Source organism: Dysosmobacter sp. Marseille-Q4140 (genome assembly GCA_018228705.1).
Lineage (GTDB): Bacteria > Bacillota > Clostridia > Oscillospirales > Oscillospiraceae > Oscillibacter.
Genome location: CP073694.1, coordinates 35895 through 54100, shown reverse-complemented (window position 1 = coordinate 54100; position 18206 = coordinate 35895). Strand labels below are relative to the sequence as shown.

Sequence of the window (18206 nt, the reverse complement as noted above, 5' to 3'; positions counted from 1 at the left end):
ATTACTCTCCTTCAACACAGTATTGGATCACTTCCCGGTGGGAAGCGGATTTGAAAACGGTCAGTTCGGGGAACCGATCCGTCAGATACGAGACCAGGCGGGCGCAGACGGGGTCCTCCGTCGGGAAGTGGCCGGCGTCGATCAGATTGACGCCCATCCCCTCTGCGTCCAGGAATTGGTGGTAGCTCAGGTCCGCCGTCACGAAGGTGTCGCACCCGGCGGCGACGGCGTGGCGGATGTAGTCCGAGCAGGCGCCGCCGCCCACCGCCACGTGGCGGACCGGCTTTCCGCACCCGGCGTACCGGACGCCGTTGGCGTGGAGATCGCGGCAGACCTTGCGGGCAAAGTCCTGTAAGGGCATGGGACTTGACAGCGTTCCCACCCGGCACAGGCCCGCCGGGTCCCCCAGGGGCCCAGGGTCCTCCAGCCCCAGGGCGGCGGCGAAGGCGTCGTTGACGCCGCCGGGGGCCACGTCCAGGTTGGTGTGCATGCAGATGGCGGACACGCCGCTGCGCAGCAGCCGCAGCAGCAGGTGGCCCTGGGCCGTGTCGGAACGGACGGTCTGCACCGGCAGCCACTTGCAGTTCATGACGGGGTGGTGGCTCACGATCAGCTCACAGCCCTGCGCAATGGCCTCGGCGGCCACGGCCTCGGTGATGTCCAGGGCCACGCAGACCTTGGTCACTTCCCGGTCCGGGTCGCCCAACAGGTGGCCCACATTGTCCCAGTCCATGGCGCCCTCTCTGGGGGCCAGGTCGAACAGGGCCTGTTCAATTTCCCGTACCGTTGGCATGGCGCCACTCCTCTCTCAGCTCCAGCAGCTCCGTCAGCACGTCCCGGACGGCGTCGGCCTTCGCCGCGTCCTCCGGCCGGGCGGAGCGTCCCAGCCCCGCCGCCGCCGCTTGCAGCTGGATGATTTTCTCGATCAGATACCGGTCCCCCAGGGGGTCGGAGGCGATGCAGGGGCCGCACAGCAGCCGCCCCGGAGACAGGGTCATCTCCCCTGCCCCGGCCTCCAGCACCGGATAGATGTGGCCCCGGTCCTCCACCAGGGCCTCCCGGCGGATGGCGTAACCGTGGTCCGCCAGGAACGCCCGCAGCGTCTCGCCCCGGCTCTGGGGCTGGAGCAGCAGGGTGTGGCGGCCGTCGGCGGTCCAGGGGGCCGCGGCCAGGATGGCGGCGATGTTCTCGCCCCCCATGCCGGCGATGGTGACGGTGTCGCACTCACCGGGGCCCACGGCGGCCAGGCCGTCGCACAGGCGGAAGTCGATGCCGTCCGCCCCGTAGGCGGCGGCGTTTTCCCGGGCCCGGCTCAGGGGGCCGGGACGCAGGTCGCTGGCCACGGCGGAGCTGATGCGCCCCCGGAGCCGCAGCCAGATGGGCAGGAGGCCGTGGTCCGTGCCCACGTCGGCCAGCCGCGCCCCCTGGGGCACCCAGTCCGCCAGCAGCGCCAGCCGCGCCGACAGTTCCAGTCGTTTTTCCACGCGCTACCTCCGGAAACCGGCACAGGGACGCATACGGAGCAAAAGCTCCGTATGCGTCCCTCGGTCGTTGTTGGGTTTACTGAGGCTTGTTGGCCTCCTCGTTCACCAGGGCCAGCAGCTTCTCGCAGTCCACGCCGTGGACCATGCAGGCCTCCTCCACGGTCTCGCCCCGGGAAGAGGGGCAGCCCAGGCAGTGCATGCCGATGGACAGGAAGATGGGGGCGGTGTGAGGGGCGATATCCAGAATATCACCGATGATGGTGTCCTTGGTAATGGTGATCATGGGAGATTCCTCCAGTTGTGAAATTGCGGGGCCTGTCCCCTGTGGGACGTCTGCGGACCGCCGCCGGAATATTATACCCCATCATAGCCCGGATTTCAATAGAAAATCAGAGCGGTTCCGATTTTTCTCCGCTTTTTTCAGGAAAGCGGGGACGCATCGGCGCGGGTCCTCCGGCTCCGTGACCTTGGCGGTCACATCGTGTCAGCCATATCGCCGGTAATGAAGGTTTTTCTCTGCTAAAAGTGAATCTGATTCATTTTCAATCGATCACCAGATCAATAAAAACGATTGGAAACCGAGAATTTCCATAGTTTTGATCGATATAGCCTACCGAAACGACTTCGCCATTGCCTTCAAAAACCTCTGCTTGGGGATGGGCCATTTTCCCATCTTCCGTTCCATAGGAAAAAACGTTCCGCCCACTGAAAGCTCGATGTATTTTGGCTGGGATGTATCAGGCCGCTTATTATAATGTTCGACTTCTCCTGTGACGATCTGGTATTCACCACGCCGATATAGCAAATAGATATTTACAATGTCAGATATGTAAGTATAAGCGCCTAAAACTGCACATAAAGATATCAATACCGAAAAAATACGGATTGGGCGAAACTTTTTGAGGGGAGACCAGAAAAAGCATACCGCAGTCAGAATGATCCCCGCTGAAATAAGGGAGATGTACAGCGGCAATGTTGAAAATGGATCGATCTGAAAAACACGTTGGGCGTGCATTTCACTCCTCTTCCATCAAAAACATCCAGAGTATTTCCGGCTTCGTCCACGATCATGTGACACGACCATTCTGCTCCCTTTCTCTGTGCCTCTCCGCGCGGCCCGGCTATTTTCTCCGTTCAGTTCAGGGCCTCCGTCCAGCTCCAGTTGCCGTAGGCGGGCACGGTGCCCAGGCGCCACACGGACACGCCGGTGATGCCCAGGAGCTTGGCCGCGTCGATCCGGGAGCGGACGCTCTCGGCGTCGTCGTACCAGACGAAGCAGGCGCTGCCGTCCTCGGTGGTGTAGACGGCGTAGGGGCAGCGGAAGGTGTTGGACCGGCCCCGGACGGTGCCGGCCTGGCCCAGCCGCTGGGCCAGGGTGTCGTTGGAGATGTAGAAGGGCGCGGCGGCGGTGAGGGTCAGGTCCGTGGTGCTGCTGACCTTCCACGCCACGTTCTTGCAGCTGATGCCCAGCACCAGCTTGTCCGCGCTCTGCCCGGCGGCGGTCACCTGATCCACGGCAGTCTTGAGGGACCAGTACACCTGGTCCATGGGGGACGTGGGGGCGGCGGTCAGGGCGCTGGCCCCGGCGGCCATGCTGCGGTCCTCGTAGTCGTAGGCCATGAGGATCACCTTATCGGCCAGGGCGGCGATCTTCCCCAGCTCATAGCCGTCGTAGTAGCTGCCGGTGGTCAGGGCCGGGGACACGCACACGTACAGGCTCTTGTCCAGGGCCCGGACCTGCTGGGCAAGGTCTGTGAGGAAGGCGGTGAAGGCCGCGGCGTCGGCGCTGCGCAGGCCCTCGAAGTCGATGGTGACGCCGCTGTACGGATTTCTGCCCACGGTCTTGTAGGACACGGTCAGCTCGCCCAGGATCTGCTCCACCGCCTGGGCCCGGCCGTCGGCGGAGGAGAGCAGAGCCTTCAGGTCCTCCCCCTCCATAAAGACGTTCAGGTGGAGCTTGACGCCGTTGTTCTCCGCCTGGGCCACCACTTCCTCGTAGCCCTGGGGCACGGCGTACTCGTTGCCGTCGGCGGTGGTGGTGGCGAGAAGCGCCGTGGTGCCGTCCCAGGTCATGCGGCTCCACCCGGCGCTGACGGCGTCCATGGAATTCATCAGGCTCAGCTGGCTGTAAGAGGAGATGGCGTAGAAGCCGTGGAGGAAGCCGGTGTCCTGCCGGAGCTTCTCGTAGATCCGCACCAGCATGGCCGCCGCCTGGGCCCGGGTGGCGGTCTCATTGGGGCCGAAGGTGGTGGCGGTGGTGCCCTTGGTCATGCCGATGTCATAGGCCACGGAGATGTACCCCTTCCCTGCCGTCACATCGGTGAAGGGCAGGTCGGCGTTTTTCTCCGCGATGGCGGCGGCGCCGCCCAGGCCCAGGGCCCGGACCAGGATCTCGGACATCTCGCCCCGGGTGATGGGGTCCGTGGGCCGGAAGGGCTCGTCGGTGTCCACCCAGCCGTATTCCGCCGCGGCGTCGATGGAGCTGTAATAGGCCCTGACGGCGTCGTACTCCACCTGCATCTCCGGGGTGATGTGGCCCACCAGGGTGGTGTCGCCGTCCTGGGGCAGCAGCATCCGGTCCAGCACCGTGACGAACTGGGCCCGGGTCATGGGGTCGGCGTAGCCGAAGGTGCCGGCGCTGTACCCGTTCATGAGGCCGTAGCCCACGGCTTTCTCCACCTCGGAGGCCAGGGCGCTGCCGGAGGGCACATCGCTGTACGCCGCGGAGGCGGGCACAGCCGCCAGGGCGCACAGCAGCGCCAGGGACAATAGACACGAACACAGCTTTTTCATGGTGGTTCCCCCCTGTTTGATTTGGGATTATGGTAACCCCGGCGGGGCGGAAAATCATGAACAAACTGTGAACTCACGGTATGAGCGTGCCCAAAATATGGAGAAAGCGGATCTTCTGGAAGGTGTAGGTGGAAAGGGGCCGGTTGTCGGCGTCGTAACTGTGGGCGGCGATGAGCACGTCGCTTAAGGCGCGGACGGGCCGCCGCAGGGCCACTACCACCGGCGTGTGCTGGAAGGTCTCGCCGCTGAAAGACAGCTGCACCAGGTCCCCCGGCCGCAGATCGGCCAGGTCGCACTCCACCCCCACGGGGCCCTGGGAGATCTCCCGCCGGGTCATGAAGTTCCAGAAGAACTCCACGCCGGTCCAGGCGGGGGCCTTCTGGTTGGCGTCGATGTAGTACCAGCCCAGGTCCGGGGTGAAGTTCATGACGCCGCTGCCGGCGAACACGCACTGGGAGGCGAAGTTGGTGCAGTCTCCGCCCACCTCCTCGTAGTCGTAAAAGGCCGGGTTGCGGCCGTAGGCCCAGCGGTGGGCGTAGCGGACCACCGCCCGGCGGTCGTAGTTGGGGACAAAGCGCATAGAGGGGCCCTCCTTCCGTTTGGCACAGTCTATGCGCCGGGCGGGACGGAGGTGCGGGGGGCGGCTCTTCTCCCCTGCCGGAGACGCCGCCGTGATTTTTGGCGAAGAGCCTTCCCCCTTAGTGGAAGGTGGACGGCCGAAGGCCGGACGGATGAGGGGGCCGGGAACGGAGGCGTATTGTTGAGTGCCGTCCCTTGCCCGGCGGGCCAGGTGGGCGCGGGGTCCCCGCGGGGGATCCGCCCCCGGCATCACAGCCCCTTCCGGTAGGCCTCCGCTGCGTCCAGCAGCTCCCCGGCGCTCTCCAGCAGGGCCGGCGTCACTGCCGCGCCGCCGGTGATCCGGGCCAGCTCGGCCTTCCGCTGTTCCCGGTCCAGCAGCACAACGTGTGTAAAGGTTCTCCCCTTTGCTTCCCCCTTCTCCACAGAGAAGTGGGTGTCCGCCATGGCGGCCAGCTGGGGCAGATGGGTCACGCACAGCACCTGCTTGCGGCGGCTGACCTGGGCCAGCTTCTCCGCCACCTTCTGGGCCGCCCGGCCGCTGACGCCGGTGTCCACCTCGTCAAAGACCAGGGTCCCCACGGACTCCTGCTCCGCCAGCACATTCTTCAGCGCCAGCATGATCCGGGCCAGCTCGCCGCCGGAGGCGATCCTGGCGATGGGCCGCAGGTCCTCCCCCACGTTGGCGGACATCAAAAAGCGGATGGCGTCGCAGCCGTCGGGCCCCGGCTGACGGGGCGTAAACTCGATGGCAAAGCGCACCCGGCGCATGTCCAGGTCCCGCAGCTCGCTCTGGATCCGCGCCTCCAGGGCCGCCGCCGCCTGGCGCCTGGCCTCGGTCAATGTCGCGCCGGCGGCCAGTACCGCCTGCTGCGCCTTGGCGTGCTGCTTTTCCAGCCGGAGCAGGGTGTCGTCCGCCGTCTCCATGGCGTCCAGCTCCTCCCGGCACCGGTCCAGGTAGGCGATGCAGTCCTCCACTGTGGCGCCGTACTTCTTCTTCAGCCGGTACAGCAGGTCCGTGCGGCTCTCCACCGCGTCCAGCTCCGCCGGGGAGAAGTCGAACTCCGCCCGCTTGTCCCGGATGGTCTCGGCAAGGTCATATACTTCACAGCGGACCTCTTCCAAGCGTTTGTACAGCTCCGCCAGGTCTCCGCCCAGGTTCCGGACGGAGGCCATGGCCGCCTCGGCCTCCCGCAGGGCCGTGACGGCGCCGCCGCCCTCGTCGTCGCCGCTTAAGGCATAGTCCGCACCGGAGAGGGCGGAGAGATACTTCTCGCCGTTGCGCAGCAGCTCCCGCCGCTCCAGCAGGGCCTCCTCCTCCCCCGGCGTCAGTTCCGCCCGCTCCAGCTCGCCGATCTGGAACCGGAGGGAGTCCATGCGCCGGGCCTTCTCCGCCTCGTCCATCCGCAGGGCGGCCATCTTAGCCGCCAGGTCCGCCATGACGCCGTAGGCGGCGCGGTAGGCCTCCAGCGGCGCGTCGGTGCGGCCGAAGCGGTCCAGATAGGCGCAGTGGCGCTCCTCGTCCAGCAGCTGCGCGCCGTCGTGCTGGCCGTGGATGTTCAGCAGTTCCCCGCCGATCTGCCGCAGCTGGGCCACGGTGACAGGGCGGCCATTGGCTCGGCAGGCGTTCTTGCCGTCCTCATAGATCTCCCGCTGGAGCAGCAGCTCGCCGTTCTCATCGGGCGATACGCCGCAGGCGGCAAGACCCGGCAGGTCCGCCGGAAGGTTGGAAAAGCAGGCGCTGACGAAGGCCCGGTCCGCCCCGGTGCGGATCAGCTCCCGGGAGGTCCGGCCGCCCAGCACGGCGCCCATGGCGTCGATAACGATGGACTTTCCGGCGCCGGTCTCGCCGGTGAGGGCGTTGAAGCCGGGGCGGAAGCGGATGTCCGCCTCCTCGATGACGGCGATATTCTCGATGTGCAGCAGGTCCAGCATGAAAACTCCTCCTTGGGGAAGGATATGCCCTCCCCCGGGGGAGGGCGGGTGGCCGGAAGTCTTCCGGGGAGATCCACCCCCATTTTCTTTTCGGTCTTGCCGAAAAGAAAACGGGCCGTGGACGGTCCAAAAGAAAAGGCGCTGAGACGGACAGGCGTCCCGCCTGTCCGTGGGACGGGGGTCGTGCGAATCGGTGCGGCGGGCGTCAAGGCATCGCCGTCCCTGCGCCTTACCATGGCAGGCGAAATACCCTGGAACCGCACAGACCGTGCGGCGGGCAGACGGGGTGCAATACCGCTTTTGCCCCTGCTCCATTCTCCGCGCGTTACGCGCTGCCCCGGTGGTCTCTGTGGACTTTCCCATTTGGTCGCAGGGGCGGATAGCGGGCGTTCCTTCACCTGGCTGGCTGGCTTCCGGCCAGCCGCGCCTTCCCCGGAGGGGATGGCGCGCACCAGCGACCGGCGTATCTGATCGTCCCGGCGGAATTCACTTCCGCCGGGACCCCTCTGCCCGCGAAAGCAGCCAAAAGCCAGAAACCACGGGTCTTTCGCCTCCGGCGGGAAAGGGATTCATTTTCGGCAGGACATGTGCCTGCCGAAAATCCCCCGGCCTGCGCGCCCTTGGGGCGCGCGCACCAGTGACCGACGGTATCGGACTGTCCCGGCGGAATTCACTTCCGCCGGGACCCCTCTGCCCGCGAAAGCAGCTGAAAGCCAGAAACCACGGGTCTTTCGCCTCCGACGGGAAAGGGATTCATTTTCGGCAGGACATGTGCCTGCCGAAAATCCCCCGGCCTGCGCGCCCTTGGGGCGCGCGCACCAGTGACACCGGTCACTGGTGGTGGGGTGGTTAGGAGGGGAGCCTGCTCCCCTCCTACTTCACTCACAGCATCTCCTTGATCTCCTCGCAGAAGGTGGCGGCGGAGTCCGCGTCCTTCATGACCAGAAAGGCCGTGTCGTCCCCGGCCAGGGACCCCACCATATAGGCGATGTCCATGTCGTCCAGGGCGGCGCAGGCGGCGCTGGCCAGGCCCGGCATGGTCTTGACCACCACGATGTTCTGGGCGCTTTCGATGCTGGTGATGCTCTCCCGGAAGATGGTCCGCAGCTTCTCCGCGAAGTTCAGCCGGGTCCGGTTGCCGGAGACGGCGTACTTGTACACGCCCCGGCCCACCGGCTCCTTGATCAGGTGCATCTGCTTGATGTCCCGGGAGATGGTGGCCTGGGTGCTGGAGATGCCCCGCTCCTGGAGCCGGGTGAGCAGCTGCTCCTGGGTCTCGATGTTTTCCTGGGAAATGATCTCGAGGATCATGCTTTGACGGTCATTTTTCATGGTCTACAAACCCTCCCGGCAACATTTTTTGGGCAAAGATCTCGCAGAAGCTCCGCTCCGACAGCCGCACCAGCTTCACGGCGTGCTTGGAGCGGCGGACAAACACCTTGTCGTCGGACTTCAATGCGAAGGCGCGGCTCTCGTCCACGCACAGGTACACCGGCTTGCGGCCGTTGCGCTCCAGCTCGATGGTCAGCGTGTGCTCCGGCGAGAGGACATAGGAAGAAAAGCGCATATTGTGGATGCAGATGGGACAGACCACCATGGTCTGGGCCACCGGCTCCACCACCGGTCCCCCGGCGGAGAGCGAGTAGGCCGTGGACCCGGTGGGGGTGGCGATGATGACGCCGTCCCCGGCGATGTCCGCCAGGTGCCGCCCGTCGGAGGCGATCTTCAGATGGATCACGTGGGAGATGGGACCCTCCCGGATCACCGCGTCGTTGAGGCCCAGGTTCGTGTAGATCTGGCGGCCCTCCCGCTGGACGGACACGTCCAGCATCATGCGCTGCTCCGTCTGGAAGTCCCAGTCCTTCAGCCTGCGCAATGTCTCCAGCTCCCCGGCCTCCAGTTCCGCGATGAACCCCAGCCCGCCCATATTGATGCCCAGCACCGGGATCTTGTTGAGGGCCACCAGCTTGGCAAGGTGCAAAATCGTGCCGTCCCCGCCGAAGGTGATCAGCAGGTCCGCGGTCTTGAGCTCCGCCGTCAGGGGCTTCACGTCGTAGTCCCCGAAGGCCCCCTCCTTCTGGTCCCGGAAGGGCGAGCACACCACGGTCTCAAAGCCCAGCTCCTTCAAAATGGCCTCCGCCTGGCGGGTGCAGACCATGCCCCGGTCCCGGTTGGGGTTGGGACAGAGAATGATCTTTTTCATGACGCCCCTCCTTCCCCGTGCTCCCGCAGGACCTGGTGGGACTCGGCCACCAGGGCACTGAGGTCCGGGATCTGATCCGGGGCGTCGCTCTTTTCCAGATACCCCAGATATTCGATGTTGCCCTCGGGCCCCCGGATGGGAGAGTATGTGATCCCAAGGACTGACAAGTGGTTTTCCTTTGCATGCTCCAGGAAGTGCTCCAGCACCTCCCGGTGGACGGCCGGGTCCCGGACGACGCCCTTCTTGCCCACCTTCTCCCGTCCGGCCTCGAACTGGGGCTTGATGAGGCAGGCGATATGGCCGCCGTCTTTCAGCAGCTCCCGCAGGGCCGGGAAGATCAGCTTCAGGGAGATGAAGCTGACGTCGATGGAGGCAAAGTCCAGCATCTCGGGGATCTGCTCCGCGGTCAGATACCGGGCGTTGGTCCGCTCCAGGCACACCACCCGGGGGTCGGACCGCAGCTTCCAGGCCAGCTGGCCGTAGCCCACGTCCACGGCGTAGACCCTGGCGGCGCCCTTTTGCAGCATGCAGTCGGTAAAGCCGCCGGTGGAGGCGCCGATGTCGGCGCAGACGGCGCCGGTCAAGTCGATGGGGAACGCGGCCATGGCCTTTTCCAGCTTAAGGCCGCCCCGGCTCACGTAGGCAAGGCCGCCCCGGACCTCGATCTCGGCGTCCTCCGGTACGGCGGTGCCGGGCTTGTCCACCCGCGCTCCTCCGACGAACACCTGGCCGCTCATGATGGCGGCCTGGGCCTTTTGCCGGCTCTCCTGGAGCCCACGCTCCACCAGCAGCACATCCAGCCGCGTTTTCTTCACACTCATGGGTCTCTCTCCTTCATTACGGCCTCCGCGATGCCCGCCGCATCCAGGCCGAAGCTGTGTTCCAGCTGGGGCACGGTGCCCTCCGGGGCGAAGGTCTTGCCCAGGTTCTTCAAAATCACATGTCTGGGGGCCTTCCCCGCCTCCGCCAGGATGGACGTCACCCGCTGCCCCAGGCACCCGGCGCCGAAGGCGTCCTCCGCCACCAGCAGGGTCTGCGTGTCCGCCAGAGGCTCCGCCAGCGTCTCATAGTCCAGGGGCGAGATGCGGTTGAGCTTCACCACCCGGGCCTCCACGCCCTGCTTGGCCAGCAGCTCCGCCGCCTCCAGCAGGTGGTTCACCATGATGCCGCAGCCCAGCAGCGTCACGTCCTTCCCCGGCCGCAGGCACACGGCGGGGCTGTCCGCGGTGTCGTCCCGGAAGGCGCCCTCTCCCCCTCTGGGGTAGCGGACCGCCACGGGGCCGGTGATGGCAAAGACCGCCTGGCGGACCATGTGCCGCAGCTCCGCGAAGTTGGACGGGCACAGCACAGTGAACCCCGGGATCTGGGAGAGGAACATGGCGTCAAAGCAGCCGTGGTGGGTCTCGCCGTCGGCGCCCACCAATCCGGCCCGGTCCACGCCCAGCACCACGTGCAGCCCCAGCAGGGCCACGTCGTGGATCAGCATGTCGTATCCCCGCTGGAGGAAGGAGGCGTACACGGCCAGGGCCGGGATCATGCCCTGCTTGGCAAGGCCCGCCGCCATGGCCACAGCGTGGCCCTCGGCGATGCCCACGTCGAAAAAGCGCTCCGGGAACTCCTTTGCAAAGCCGGTCAGGCCCGTGCCGTCCGCCATGGCGGCGGTAATGGCGCACACCCGGCGGTCCTTTGCCGCGCAGGCGGAGAGGGCGGCGCCGAACACGGAGGAGAAGTCCTCTCCCCCGCTCTTTTTCAAGAGGCCCGTCTCCGGGTCGAAGGGGCCGATGCCGTGGAACCGGTCCGGGTTCTGCTCGGCGAAGGGGTAGCCCTTGCCCTTGACGGTGTTCACATGGACCACCACGGGGCCACCCAGCTCCCGGGCCCACTCCAGCACGTGGATCAGCCGGTCCAGGTCGTGGCCGTCGATGGGCCCCAGGTAGGTAAAGCCCATGTCCTCGAACAGGGTGCTCCCCGGCCAGATGGCCTTTTTCAGGGAGGATTTCACCCGGTGACTCAGCCGGTAGAGGCCGTTTTCCATGGGGTGGGCGCCGAAGAGGCCCCGGTACCACTTCTTGAAGTGGTAGTAGGCGGGCTTGGTCCGCAGGCGCCCCAGGTGGGTGGGCACGGCGCCCACGTTGGGGTTGATGGACATGCCGTTGTCGTTCAAAATGACGATCAGCGGCTCCCCGGAGGCGCCGGCGTTGTTGAGGCCCTCATAGGCAAGGCCGCCGGTCAGGGCCCCGTCCCCGATCAGGGCCAGGACGCTGTAATGTTCATGGCGCAGGGTCCGGGCCCGGGCCATGCCCAACGCCACCGACACGGAGTTGGAGGCGTGGCCGGCGATGAAGGCGTCGTGGACGCTCTCCCGGGGCTTGGGGAAGCCGGAGAGGCCCCCGAACTGCCGCAGGGTGGCAAACAGCTCCTGGCGCCCGGTCAGGGCCTTGTGGACGTAGCACTGATGGCCCACGTCGAACACCAGCCGGTCCGACGCGGTGTCGAACACCCGGTGGATGGCCACGGTCAGCTCCACCACGCCCAGGTTGGAGGCCAGGTGTCCGCCCGTCCGGGAGACGCTCTGGACCAGGAATTCCCGCAGCTCGGCGCAGAGGGGGGCCAGCTGCTCCTTGGGCAGGGCCTTCACGTCGGCGGGAGAGTGGATTGTCTCTAAGATCACAGGTGATCGCGCTCCTCTCAGCGATGAAACAGGTGCAGAAAGCGGCCGGCCCAGTAGACCACCTTGGTGCTGCGCTGGATGGCGAAGGTCTTGCCCAGGGCCTTGCCGCCGATGGTGAGGCCGGAGATCAGGGCGGTGACCGCCACGCTGACCAGCACATTCCGCAGGTCAAAGGCCTCCTGGAGGCGGGTGACGATGACGGCGGCGGTGGTGCCGCTGACGATGCCGCAGATGTCCCCCACCACGTCGTTGCAGACGCTGGAGACCTTGCCGGCGTTGCGCAGCAGCATCAGCGCCTCCTTGGCGCCCTTTTCCTTGTGGGCGGCCATGGAGTGGAAGGGCTTGGGGTCCGCGGCGGTGACGGCCACGCCGATGATGTCGAACAGGATGCCCAGGGCGATGAACAGCGCCAGGATCAGCGCCGCCGCCAGGATGCCGGCGCCGGACAGGGGCCCCTGGGAGGCCAGGCTCAGCGCCGCGGAGAGGCCGATGGCCAGGAAAAAGACCTGGATGGGCCAGGCGTAGCGCCCGGCCTGCCTGTCCCGTTTTTTCCGGGAGGTGGGATGTTCTTTCAAGGAGCTTCTCCTCTTTATCTGTGGTGGGATGGAAAAGACAGGGGGCGCCCCCCCTGGAATGGATGGGTTCGCTAAGCCGGCGGCGGCAGAAAAGGTAAATCTTACGGCTTAGGTCCGGGTTGGATTTCCCCGCGGCGCACCTCCCGTTGCCGGTGGAGGCGGTTCCCCCTTTGGCGCCGCGGCGCGGTGTCGCCGCTCCGCGCGACCCGACTGCCACTTAGTCCGCACTGCAATCCCTTTTCTGCCTCGGAAGGAACAGCCTAGGTGTTTTCCACCGCAGTCCATCCGCTTCTTTAGCCTCTTTTGCAGGACGGGTTTCAAGGAGCGATCGGGGTGTCCGTTCCGGCCGGAACGGCAGCCCCCGTTGATCCCCTATTCACCCGGCCCACGTCAAGGCAGGCTACGTCTGCACACAGCGTTACGGCCCCGCAGGACCGATGCACCGCATTGCAGGTTCACAATCTGCTTCGTACACAGGCCGAAAATACCGCGATGGGAGTACGTCTGTGCACAACAGCAGGTCTCCACGGAAACAGGGTCGGGATAACCATGCCATTGGAAAGCGCCCTGAGACCGCAAGCGCGGGGACTCCCGCGCTTCCCCCCAGCACCCACCCGAAACTGGGCGTAACAAGCAGGCACCAGAGGTTTCATCGATGTGCCCTTCGAAGGATTTTTAGGCCCTCCCTGGGAAACGGCAGATCTGACTAGGATACTGCGCCGCCGCTTAGCGAGGATTAGTATAGCACGCTCTCAATAAATATACAACATATTCCGTATATACAAACTATGAATTTTTTGTGGCCGGAGCGGCGGTCTTTGCGCAGAAGGACGAAGGGGCGGCGTCGAAGGGGCCGCGCCTCCCCCTCTTCTGCCGGAAATGACTCTGTAAGCCCCGGCGGAGAGCCCTCCCCCGAGGGCAGGAGTCAACGGTCAGGTGGATGGCCGCGGGCCGGAGGGATGAGGGGGACGGGACGGAGGCGTATCGTCAGGTGCCGTCCCTTGCCCGGCGGGCCGGGCAGGGGCGCGGGGTCCCCGCGGGGGATCCGCCCCCGTTTTCTTTTCGAGGCATCGAAAAGAAAACGGCCGCGGCCGGTCAAAAGAAAAGATGCTGTGACGAAAGAGCGGCCCATCTGGGCCGCCCTTTCGTGATGCGGGAGTCGTGCGAATCGGTCCGGTGGGCATCGATGGCCCCGTCGGCCCTGCGCTATACCCCGGCAGTCGAAATACCCTGTCTCCGCATAGACCCTGCGGCGGAGGGGCGGGGGTACTTGTCGACTTGTTCTGCTTCTCTTTCCGCTGCCGCTGCCTGGGCGCTCGCGAAAAGCCCCGGAAGCGGCTCCGGACCCGGAACTGCGCTGCCGCGTAGGCCCTGCGGCGGAGGGGCGGGGGTACTTGTCGACTTGGTCTGCTTCTCTTTCCGCTGCCGCTGCCTGGGCGCTCGCGAAAAGCCCCGGAAGCGGCTCCGGACCCGGAACTGCGCTGCCGCTGGCCCGGTGCCGGTCAAAAGCCTGAGCGGCAGGCAGGTCCTCCATCCGCCCCTACGGCAAAATGGGACAGTTGGCTGCGCGGCACCGGTATCGGTAGGGCGGAACCCATGCCCCGCCGCAGCGTGTTGCCGGGCTCTCCTCAAACGCCAGGTGAGCGGCAGCGGAAAGCGGCGCTGGTCCATTCGTTTCCCACCCCGTCCGCCCACCCAGAGTGGTTATGCGGAGACCAGGCTCTTCGACCGCCAGGGTAAGGCGCAGGGACGACGGGGCCATCGACACCCGCCCGACCGATTCGCCCGACCTCCGCGCACACGAAAGGGCGGCCCGGATGGGCCGCCCTTTCGTCACAGCATCTTTTCTTTTGACCGGCCGCGGCCGTTTTCTTTTCGATGCCTCGAAAAGAAAATGGGGGCGGATCCCCCGCAGGACCCCCGCGCCCCCGGAGGGGACCCCCCTCCTCACGCCCGGGGATGAGCCTTCTGATACACGTCCTTCAGCTGGCGCTTGACCACATGGGTGTAGATCTGGGTGGAGGAGATGTCGGCATGGCCCAGCATCTCCTGGATGGACCGCAGGTCCGCGCCGTTTTCCAGCAGGTGCACGGCAAAGGAGTGGCGCAGGGTGTGGGGCGTGATGTCCTTCTGGATCCCCGCCTTCTCCTGATAGTGCTTGATGATCTTCCAGAAGCCCTGGCGGCTCATGCGCTCGCCGTTCATGTTGACGAACAGGGCCGTCTCGCCGCTGTCGGCGATCAGCTGGGGCCGGACGTCCCGGACGTAGTCCCCGATGGCCTTGACGGCGGTGTGGTACAGGGGAATGATCCGCTCCTTGCCCTTGCTCTGGCACCGGAGGAACCCGGCCGCCAGGTTCAGATCGTCCAGATCCAGGGAGATCAGCTCGCTGACCCGGATGCCGGTGGCGTAGAGCAGCTCCAGCATGGCGTGGTCCCGGAAGCCCTTGGCGTCCACGCACTGGGGCTGCTCCAGGAACATCTCCACCTCCTTGGCGGTGAGGATCTCCGGATACTTCCGCTCCGCCCGGTTGGCGGTGATGCCCTTGGCGGGGTTGGATTTGACGGTGCCGTTGGCCGTCAGGTAGTTGTAGAAGGACTTCACCGACGCCAGGAAGCGGGTGATGGAGGCGGCGGACTTGCCCCGCCCCTGCATCCAGCTCATATAGCTCTGGACCATCTCCGGCTCGGCCCGGCGCAGGTCGCTGTCCTGATAATCCCGCAGGTATTGGGAGAACTGGGACACATCCCGCAGATAGGAGCTGACGGTGTTCTGAGAGGCGTGCTTTTCCTCCGTCAGATAGGCGCCGTACTCCGCAATCAAATCAGCAGCCAGGATGCTCCCCCCTTTTCTTCAGCTACAAGATCCGCTCCAGGATCATCCCCAGCAGGGCCGGGGCCAGCAGCAGATCCGCGCACACGCCCGCCAGCAGCGCCGCCGCGCTGAGTCCCAGCCGCAGCCAGCAGCTCCGGCCGTAGATCACCGGAGCGCAGCGCCGTCCGCTCCCAAACGAGACGGCGGCCAAGGCCGCGGAGGTCCCCCAGGAGGGCACCGCCAGCAGGAAGTAGCAAGGCACCGTCACCGCGCACCGCAGCCCGAACACCGCCAGGGCCAGCAGCACCCCGTCGGCTCCGAAGGCCGCCGTGAAGCAGCACACGGAGAAGGACAGGAAAAACCCGTAGGCCACGGTCACGCAGGGCAGCAGCACCACGCCGATGGAGGCAAAGCCCAGCAGAAAGGCCAGCAGCGGGTATCGGAAATAGATCACCACCGCGGACAGCGCCGCGGCGGCGGACCGTCCCGTCTGCCCGCCCACGCGGACATAGTCCTCCAGATATCTGTTCAGTTCCGCTCCGGTCTCCGCCGGCACCCGTCCCGCCAGGACCTGTCCCAAAATCACGCCGGCCAGGAAACAAAGAGCCAGCAGGAGCAGGCGAGGCAGTGAGTGCGCCGGAGACAGCGGGTGTTTGTTGCGTCCGTTCCCCTTCAATCCGCCTCACCTCGCTCCACTATATGAGCCGGGCGGCGGATTTATGAAACGGTTAACGTAAACCTTGCTCTGTTCTAATATAGTGCAAATCCCCTGATTTTTCAAGGAATTTACTGGAAGTTTGCGTTTTTTGTGATTTATGACAAAATATTATGTAAACTGTATTATGTTAACTTATGCAACAGACACCTGCCGCGTCCCGGAGACCGGGCCAAACAGAGGCAACATCTTGTAGACATAACGACGGCGGCGCCCCATATTTGCCGGCGCCGCCGTGACCCATCCCGGCCGCGCTCCCCCCTCCCCTCCGGGACGGAAACGCAGGGCCGCTGTGAAATTTCGGTAAAATGCACAAGAGCCGCTTACTTCCGCCGGGGCCGCTTCCGGGTCCGCTTGCCGCCCTTCCGGCCCAGCAGACCGCCCAGTCCACCGGCTCCCAGGGCGCACAGCAGCACCACACCGCCCCGGCCGGTCCAGGCCACCTGCTGCCAGCACAGCACCCCCAGCGCCGCCAGCACCGCCGCCACTCCGGCCCCGCAGCCAAGTCCGCTGACCAGCGTGCCCCAGGGGCATTTTGCCGCGCTGTACAGCGCCCCCGCCAGGGTGGCCAGGACGCAGGCCGCAGCCACAGCCGGGAACGTCTGGCTCTCCCCCAGCACGCCCTTCACCGCCAGCAGCGCCAGCAGGGGCTGGGCCAGCAGATCGATCCCCAGGGCCAGACCGATCCCCTGGGCCAGCGGCACCCAGGCCGCCCTCTTCCCTTTTGCCATAAAAAAGCCCTCCCTCGTCCAATGCTCTCACTGGAGCATATGACGGGGGAGGACGGTTTTATGAGGGAGATCTTACTTTTCCTCTTCCTCGGGGGCGGGGATCTCGTCCACAGGCTCCTCAGCGGGCTCCTCGGCGGACTCCTTCTTCTCCTTCTTCTCCTTGACGGGCTCGGTGGAGGCCTGAACGCCGGTGGTGGAGATGGCCCACTTGGTGATCTCCATGCGGACGCGGTCCTCGCTGGTCTCGATGACCAGGGTGTCGGGGTTGACCATGACGATCTTGCCGACGATGCCGCCGATGGTAGTGATCACGTCGCCCTTCTTCAGGCTGTCACGCATCTCCTGGGCCTTCTTCTTCCGCTTGTTCTCGGGCCGGATCAGCAGGAAGTAGAACACGGCGATCAGGACCACCAGCATGATAATGGATTCGTAAGTCATAGTACGCGAAGCTCCTTTTTCTTATAATCAGAACGGGACTATTATACCAAATATCCCTATATTTGCAAGCACTTTTTTGTCCTCAGGCCCGCCGCTCCAGCTGTCCGCTGTACCGCTGCCGGAAGTCCGCGAAGGTCCCCTCCTCGATGGCGGCGCGGATCTTCGCCATCAGCTCGTTGTAGAACCAGAGGTTGTGCAGCACCGCCAGCCGCAGCGCCAGCACCTCGTCGGCCTTGAAAAGGTGCCGCAGGTACGCCCGGGAGTGATTGCGGCACACCGGGCAGCCGCAGCTGCCGCTGACGGGCCGGTCATCGGTGGCGTACTTCTCATTCATGATGTTGACGGTGCCCTCCCATGTGAAGAGCTTGCCGTGGCGGCCGTTGCGGGAGGGCATGACGCAGTCGAAGAAGTCCACCCCCCGGCTGACGGCCTCGATGATGTTGCTGGGGGTGCCCACGCCCATGAGATACCGGGGCTTGTCCGCCGGCATGTGGGGCTCCACGGCGTCGATGATCTCGTACATCACCTCCGCCGGCTCCCCCACGGCAAGGCCGCCGATGGCGTAGCCGTCGCAGTTTAGCTTTGCGATCTCCTTCATGTGCCACACCCGCAGGTCCGGGAAGGTGGCGCCCTGGTTGATGCCGAAGAGCATCTGCTTGGGATTCACCGTGTCCGGCAGGCTGTTCAAGCGGTCGTGCTCGGTCTTGCACCGCGCAAGCCACCGGGCCGTCCGCTCACAGCTGGCCTTGGCGTACTCGTAGGTGGCCGGGTTCTCCACGCACTCGTCGAAGGCCATGGCGATGTCGCTGCCAAGGTTGGACTGGATGCGCATGGACTCCTCGGGGCCCATGAAGATCCTGTGGCCGTCGATGTGGGAGGCGAAGGTGACGCCCTCCTCCTTGATCTTCCGCAGCGACGCCAGGGAGAACACCTGGAACCCGCCGGAGTCGGTGAGGATGGGGCCGTCCCAGTTCATGAACTTGTGGAGCCCGCCCATCTGCCGGACGATGTGGTCGCCGGGCCGCAGGTGCAGGTGGTAGGTGTTGCTCAGTTCGATCTGGCAGCCCACTTCTTTCAAGTCCAGGGCGCTGACGCCGCCCTTGATGGCCGCCTGGGTGCCCACGTTCATGAACACCGGCGTCTGGACCACGCCGCCGTGGGCGCAGGAAAACTGACCGCGCCGGGCGCGGCCCTCTTGTTTGAGAACCTGAAACATAGTGATCCTCCTGTGGATATGGGCCGCCTCCGCCCCGCCGGGCCGGGCAGGCCAT

17 protein-coding genes are annotated in these 18206 nt (G+C 65.5%); all 17 read right to left on the bottom strand.

The window, feature by feature from the left end:
• Position 1: 1 nt before the first annotated feature.
• Positions 2-793, bottom strand: coding sequence for a Nif3-like dinuclear metal center hexameric protein (locus KFE19_00215; GenBank protein ID QUO37989.1), 792 nt, complete (start codon positions 791-793; stop codon positions 2-4).
• Positions 771-1484 (bottom strand): SAM-dependent methyltransferase, encoded by a 714-nt coding sequence (locus KFE19_00210; protein ID QUO37988.1) that lies wholly within the window; start codon positions 1482-1484, stop codon positions 771-773. The genes KFE19_00215 and KFE19_00210 overlap by 23 nt, the downstream gene beginning before the upstream one ends.
• A 76-nt stretch (positions 1485-1560) precedes the next feature.
• Positions 1561-1767: a DUF1858 domain-containing protein gene (locus tag KFE19_00205; GenBank protein QUO37987.1), complete on the bottom strand. Its 207-nt coding sequence runs from the start codon at positions 1765-1767 to the stop codon at positions 1561-1563.
• Between the two features lie 327 nt (positions 1768-2094).
• Entirely contained in the window at positions 2095-2499 is a 405-nt protein-coding gene (locus KFE19_00200; GenBank protein ID QUO37986.1) for a hypothetical protein, read from the bottom strand.
• Between the two features lie 119 nt (positions 2500-2618).
• A complete protein-coding gene (locus KFE19_00195) occupies positions 2619-4277 on the bottom strand; it encodes an S-layer homology domain-containing protein (protein QUO37985.1) in 1659 nt (552 codons plus the stop codon).
• A gap of 73 nt (positions 4278-4350) precedes the next feature.
• The gene (locus KFE19_00190; GenBank protein QUO37984.1) at positions 4351-4857 is read right to left on the bottom strand and encodes an amidase domain-containing protein; all 507 of its coding nucleotides are present in this window, start codon (positions 4855-4857) and stop codon (positions 4351-4353) included.
• Between the two features lie 248 nt (positions 4858-5105).
• Positions 5106-6788, bottom strand: a complete 1683-nt coding sequence (recN, locus tag KFE19_00185) for a DNA repair protein RecN (protein QUO37983.1) — start codon at positions 6786-6788, stop codon at positions 5106-5108.
• Positions 6789-7670: 882 nt separating this feature from the next.
• Entirely contained in the window at positions 7671-8120 is a 450-nt protein-coding gene (locus tag KFE19_00180; GenBank protein ID QUO37982.1) for an arginine repressor, read from the bottom strand.
• On the bottom strand, positions 8110-8991 hold the full coding sequence (locus KFE19_00175) for an NAD(+)/NADH kinase (protein QUO37981.1): 882 nt from the start codon (positions 8989-8991) through the stop codon (positions 8110-8112). The genes KFE19_00180 and KFE19_00175 overlap by 11 nt, the downstream gene beginning before the upstream one ends.
• Entirely contained in the window at positions 8988-9812 is an 825-nt protein-coding gene (locus tag KFE19_00170; protein ID QUO37980.1) for a TlyA family RNA methyltransferase, read from the bottom strand. Before KFE19_00170 ends, KFE19_00175 begins: the two co-directional genes overlap by 4 nt.
• Entirely contained in the window at positions 9809-11662 is a 1854-nt protein-coding gene (gene dxs, locus KFE19_00165) for a 1-deoxy-D-xylulose-5-phosphate synthase (protein QUO37979.1), read from the bottom strand. Before dxs ends, KFE19_00170 begins: the two co-directional genes overlap by 4 nt.
• A 17-nt stretch (positions 11663-11679) precedes the next feature.
• A complete protein-coding gene (locus KFE19_00160; GenBank protein QUO37978.1) occupies positions 11680-12237 on the bottom strand; it encodes a DUF21 domain-containing protein in 558 nt (185 codons plus the stop codon).
• 1947 nt (positions 12238-14184) lie between these two features.
• Positions 14185-15072 (bottom strand): site-specific tyrosine recombinase XerD, encoded by an 888-nt coding sequence (xerD, locus tag KFE19_00155; protein ID QUO39475.1) that lies wholly within the window; start codon positions 15070-15072, stop codon positions 14185-14187.
• A gap of 22 nt (positions 15073-15094) precedes the next feature.
• Positions 15095-15697 (bottom strand): hypothetical protein, encoded by a 603-nt coding sequence (locus KFE19_00150; protein QUO39474.1) that lies wholly within the window; start codon positions 15695-15697, stop codon positions 15095-15097.
• A gap of 392 nt (positions 15698-16089) precedes the next feature.
• Entirely contained in the window at positions 16090-16497 is a 408-nt protein-coding gene (locus tag KFE19_00145; GenBank protein ID QUO37977.1) for a TIGR04086 family membrane protein, read from the bottom strand.
• Positions 16498-16569: 72 nt separating this feature from the next.
• Positions 16570-16935: a preprotein translocase subunit YajC gene (gene yajC, locus KFE19_00140; protein ID QUO37976.1), complete on the bottom strand. Its 366-nt coding sequence runs from the start codon at positions 16933-16935 to the stop codon at positions 16570-16572.
• Positions 16936-17017: 82 nt separating this feature from the next.
• Entirely contained in the window at positions 17018-18151 is a 1134-nt protein-coding gene (gene tgt / locus KFE19_00135; protein QUO37975.1) for a tRNA guanosine(34) transglycosylase Tgt, read from the bottom strand.
• Positions 18152-18206: the final 55 nt, after the last annotated feature.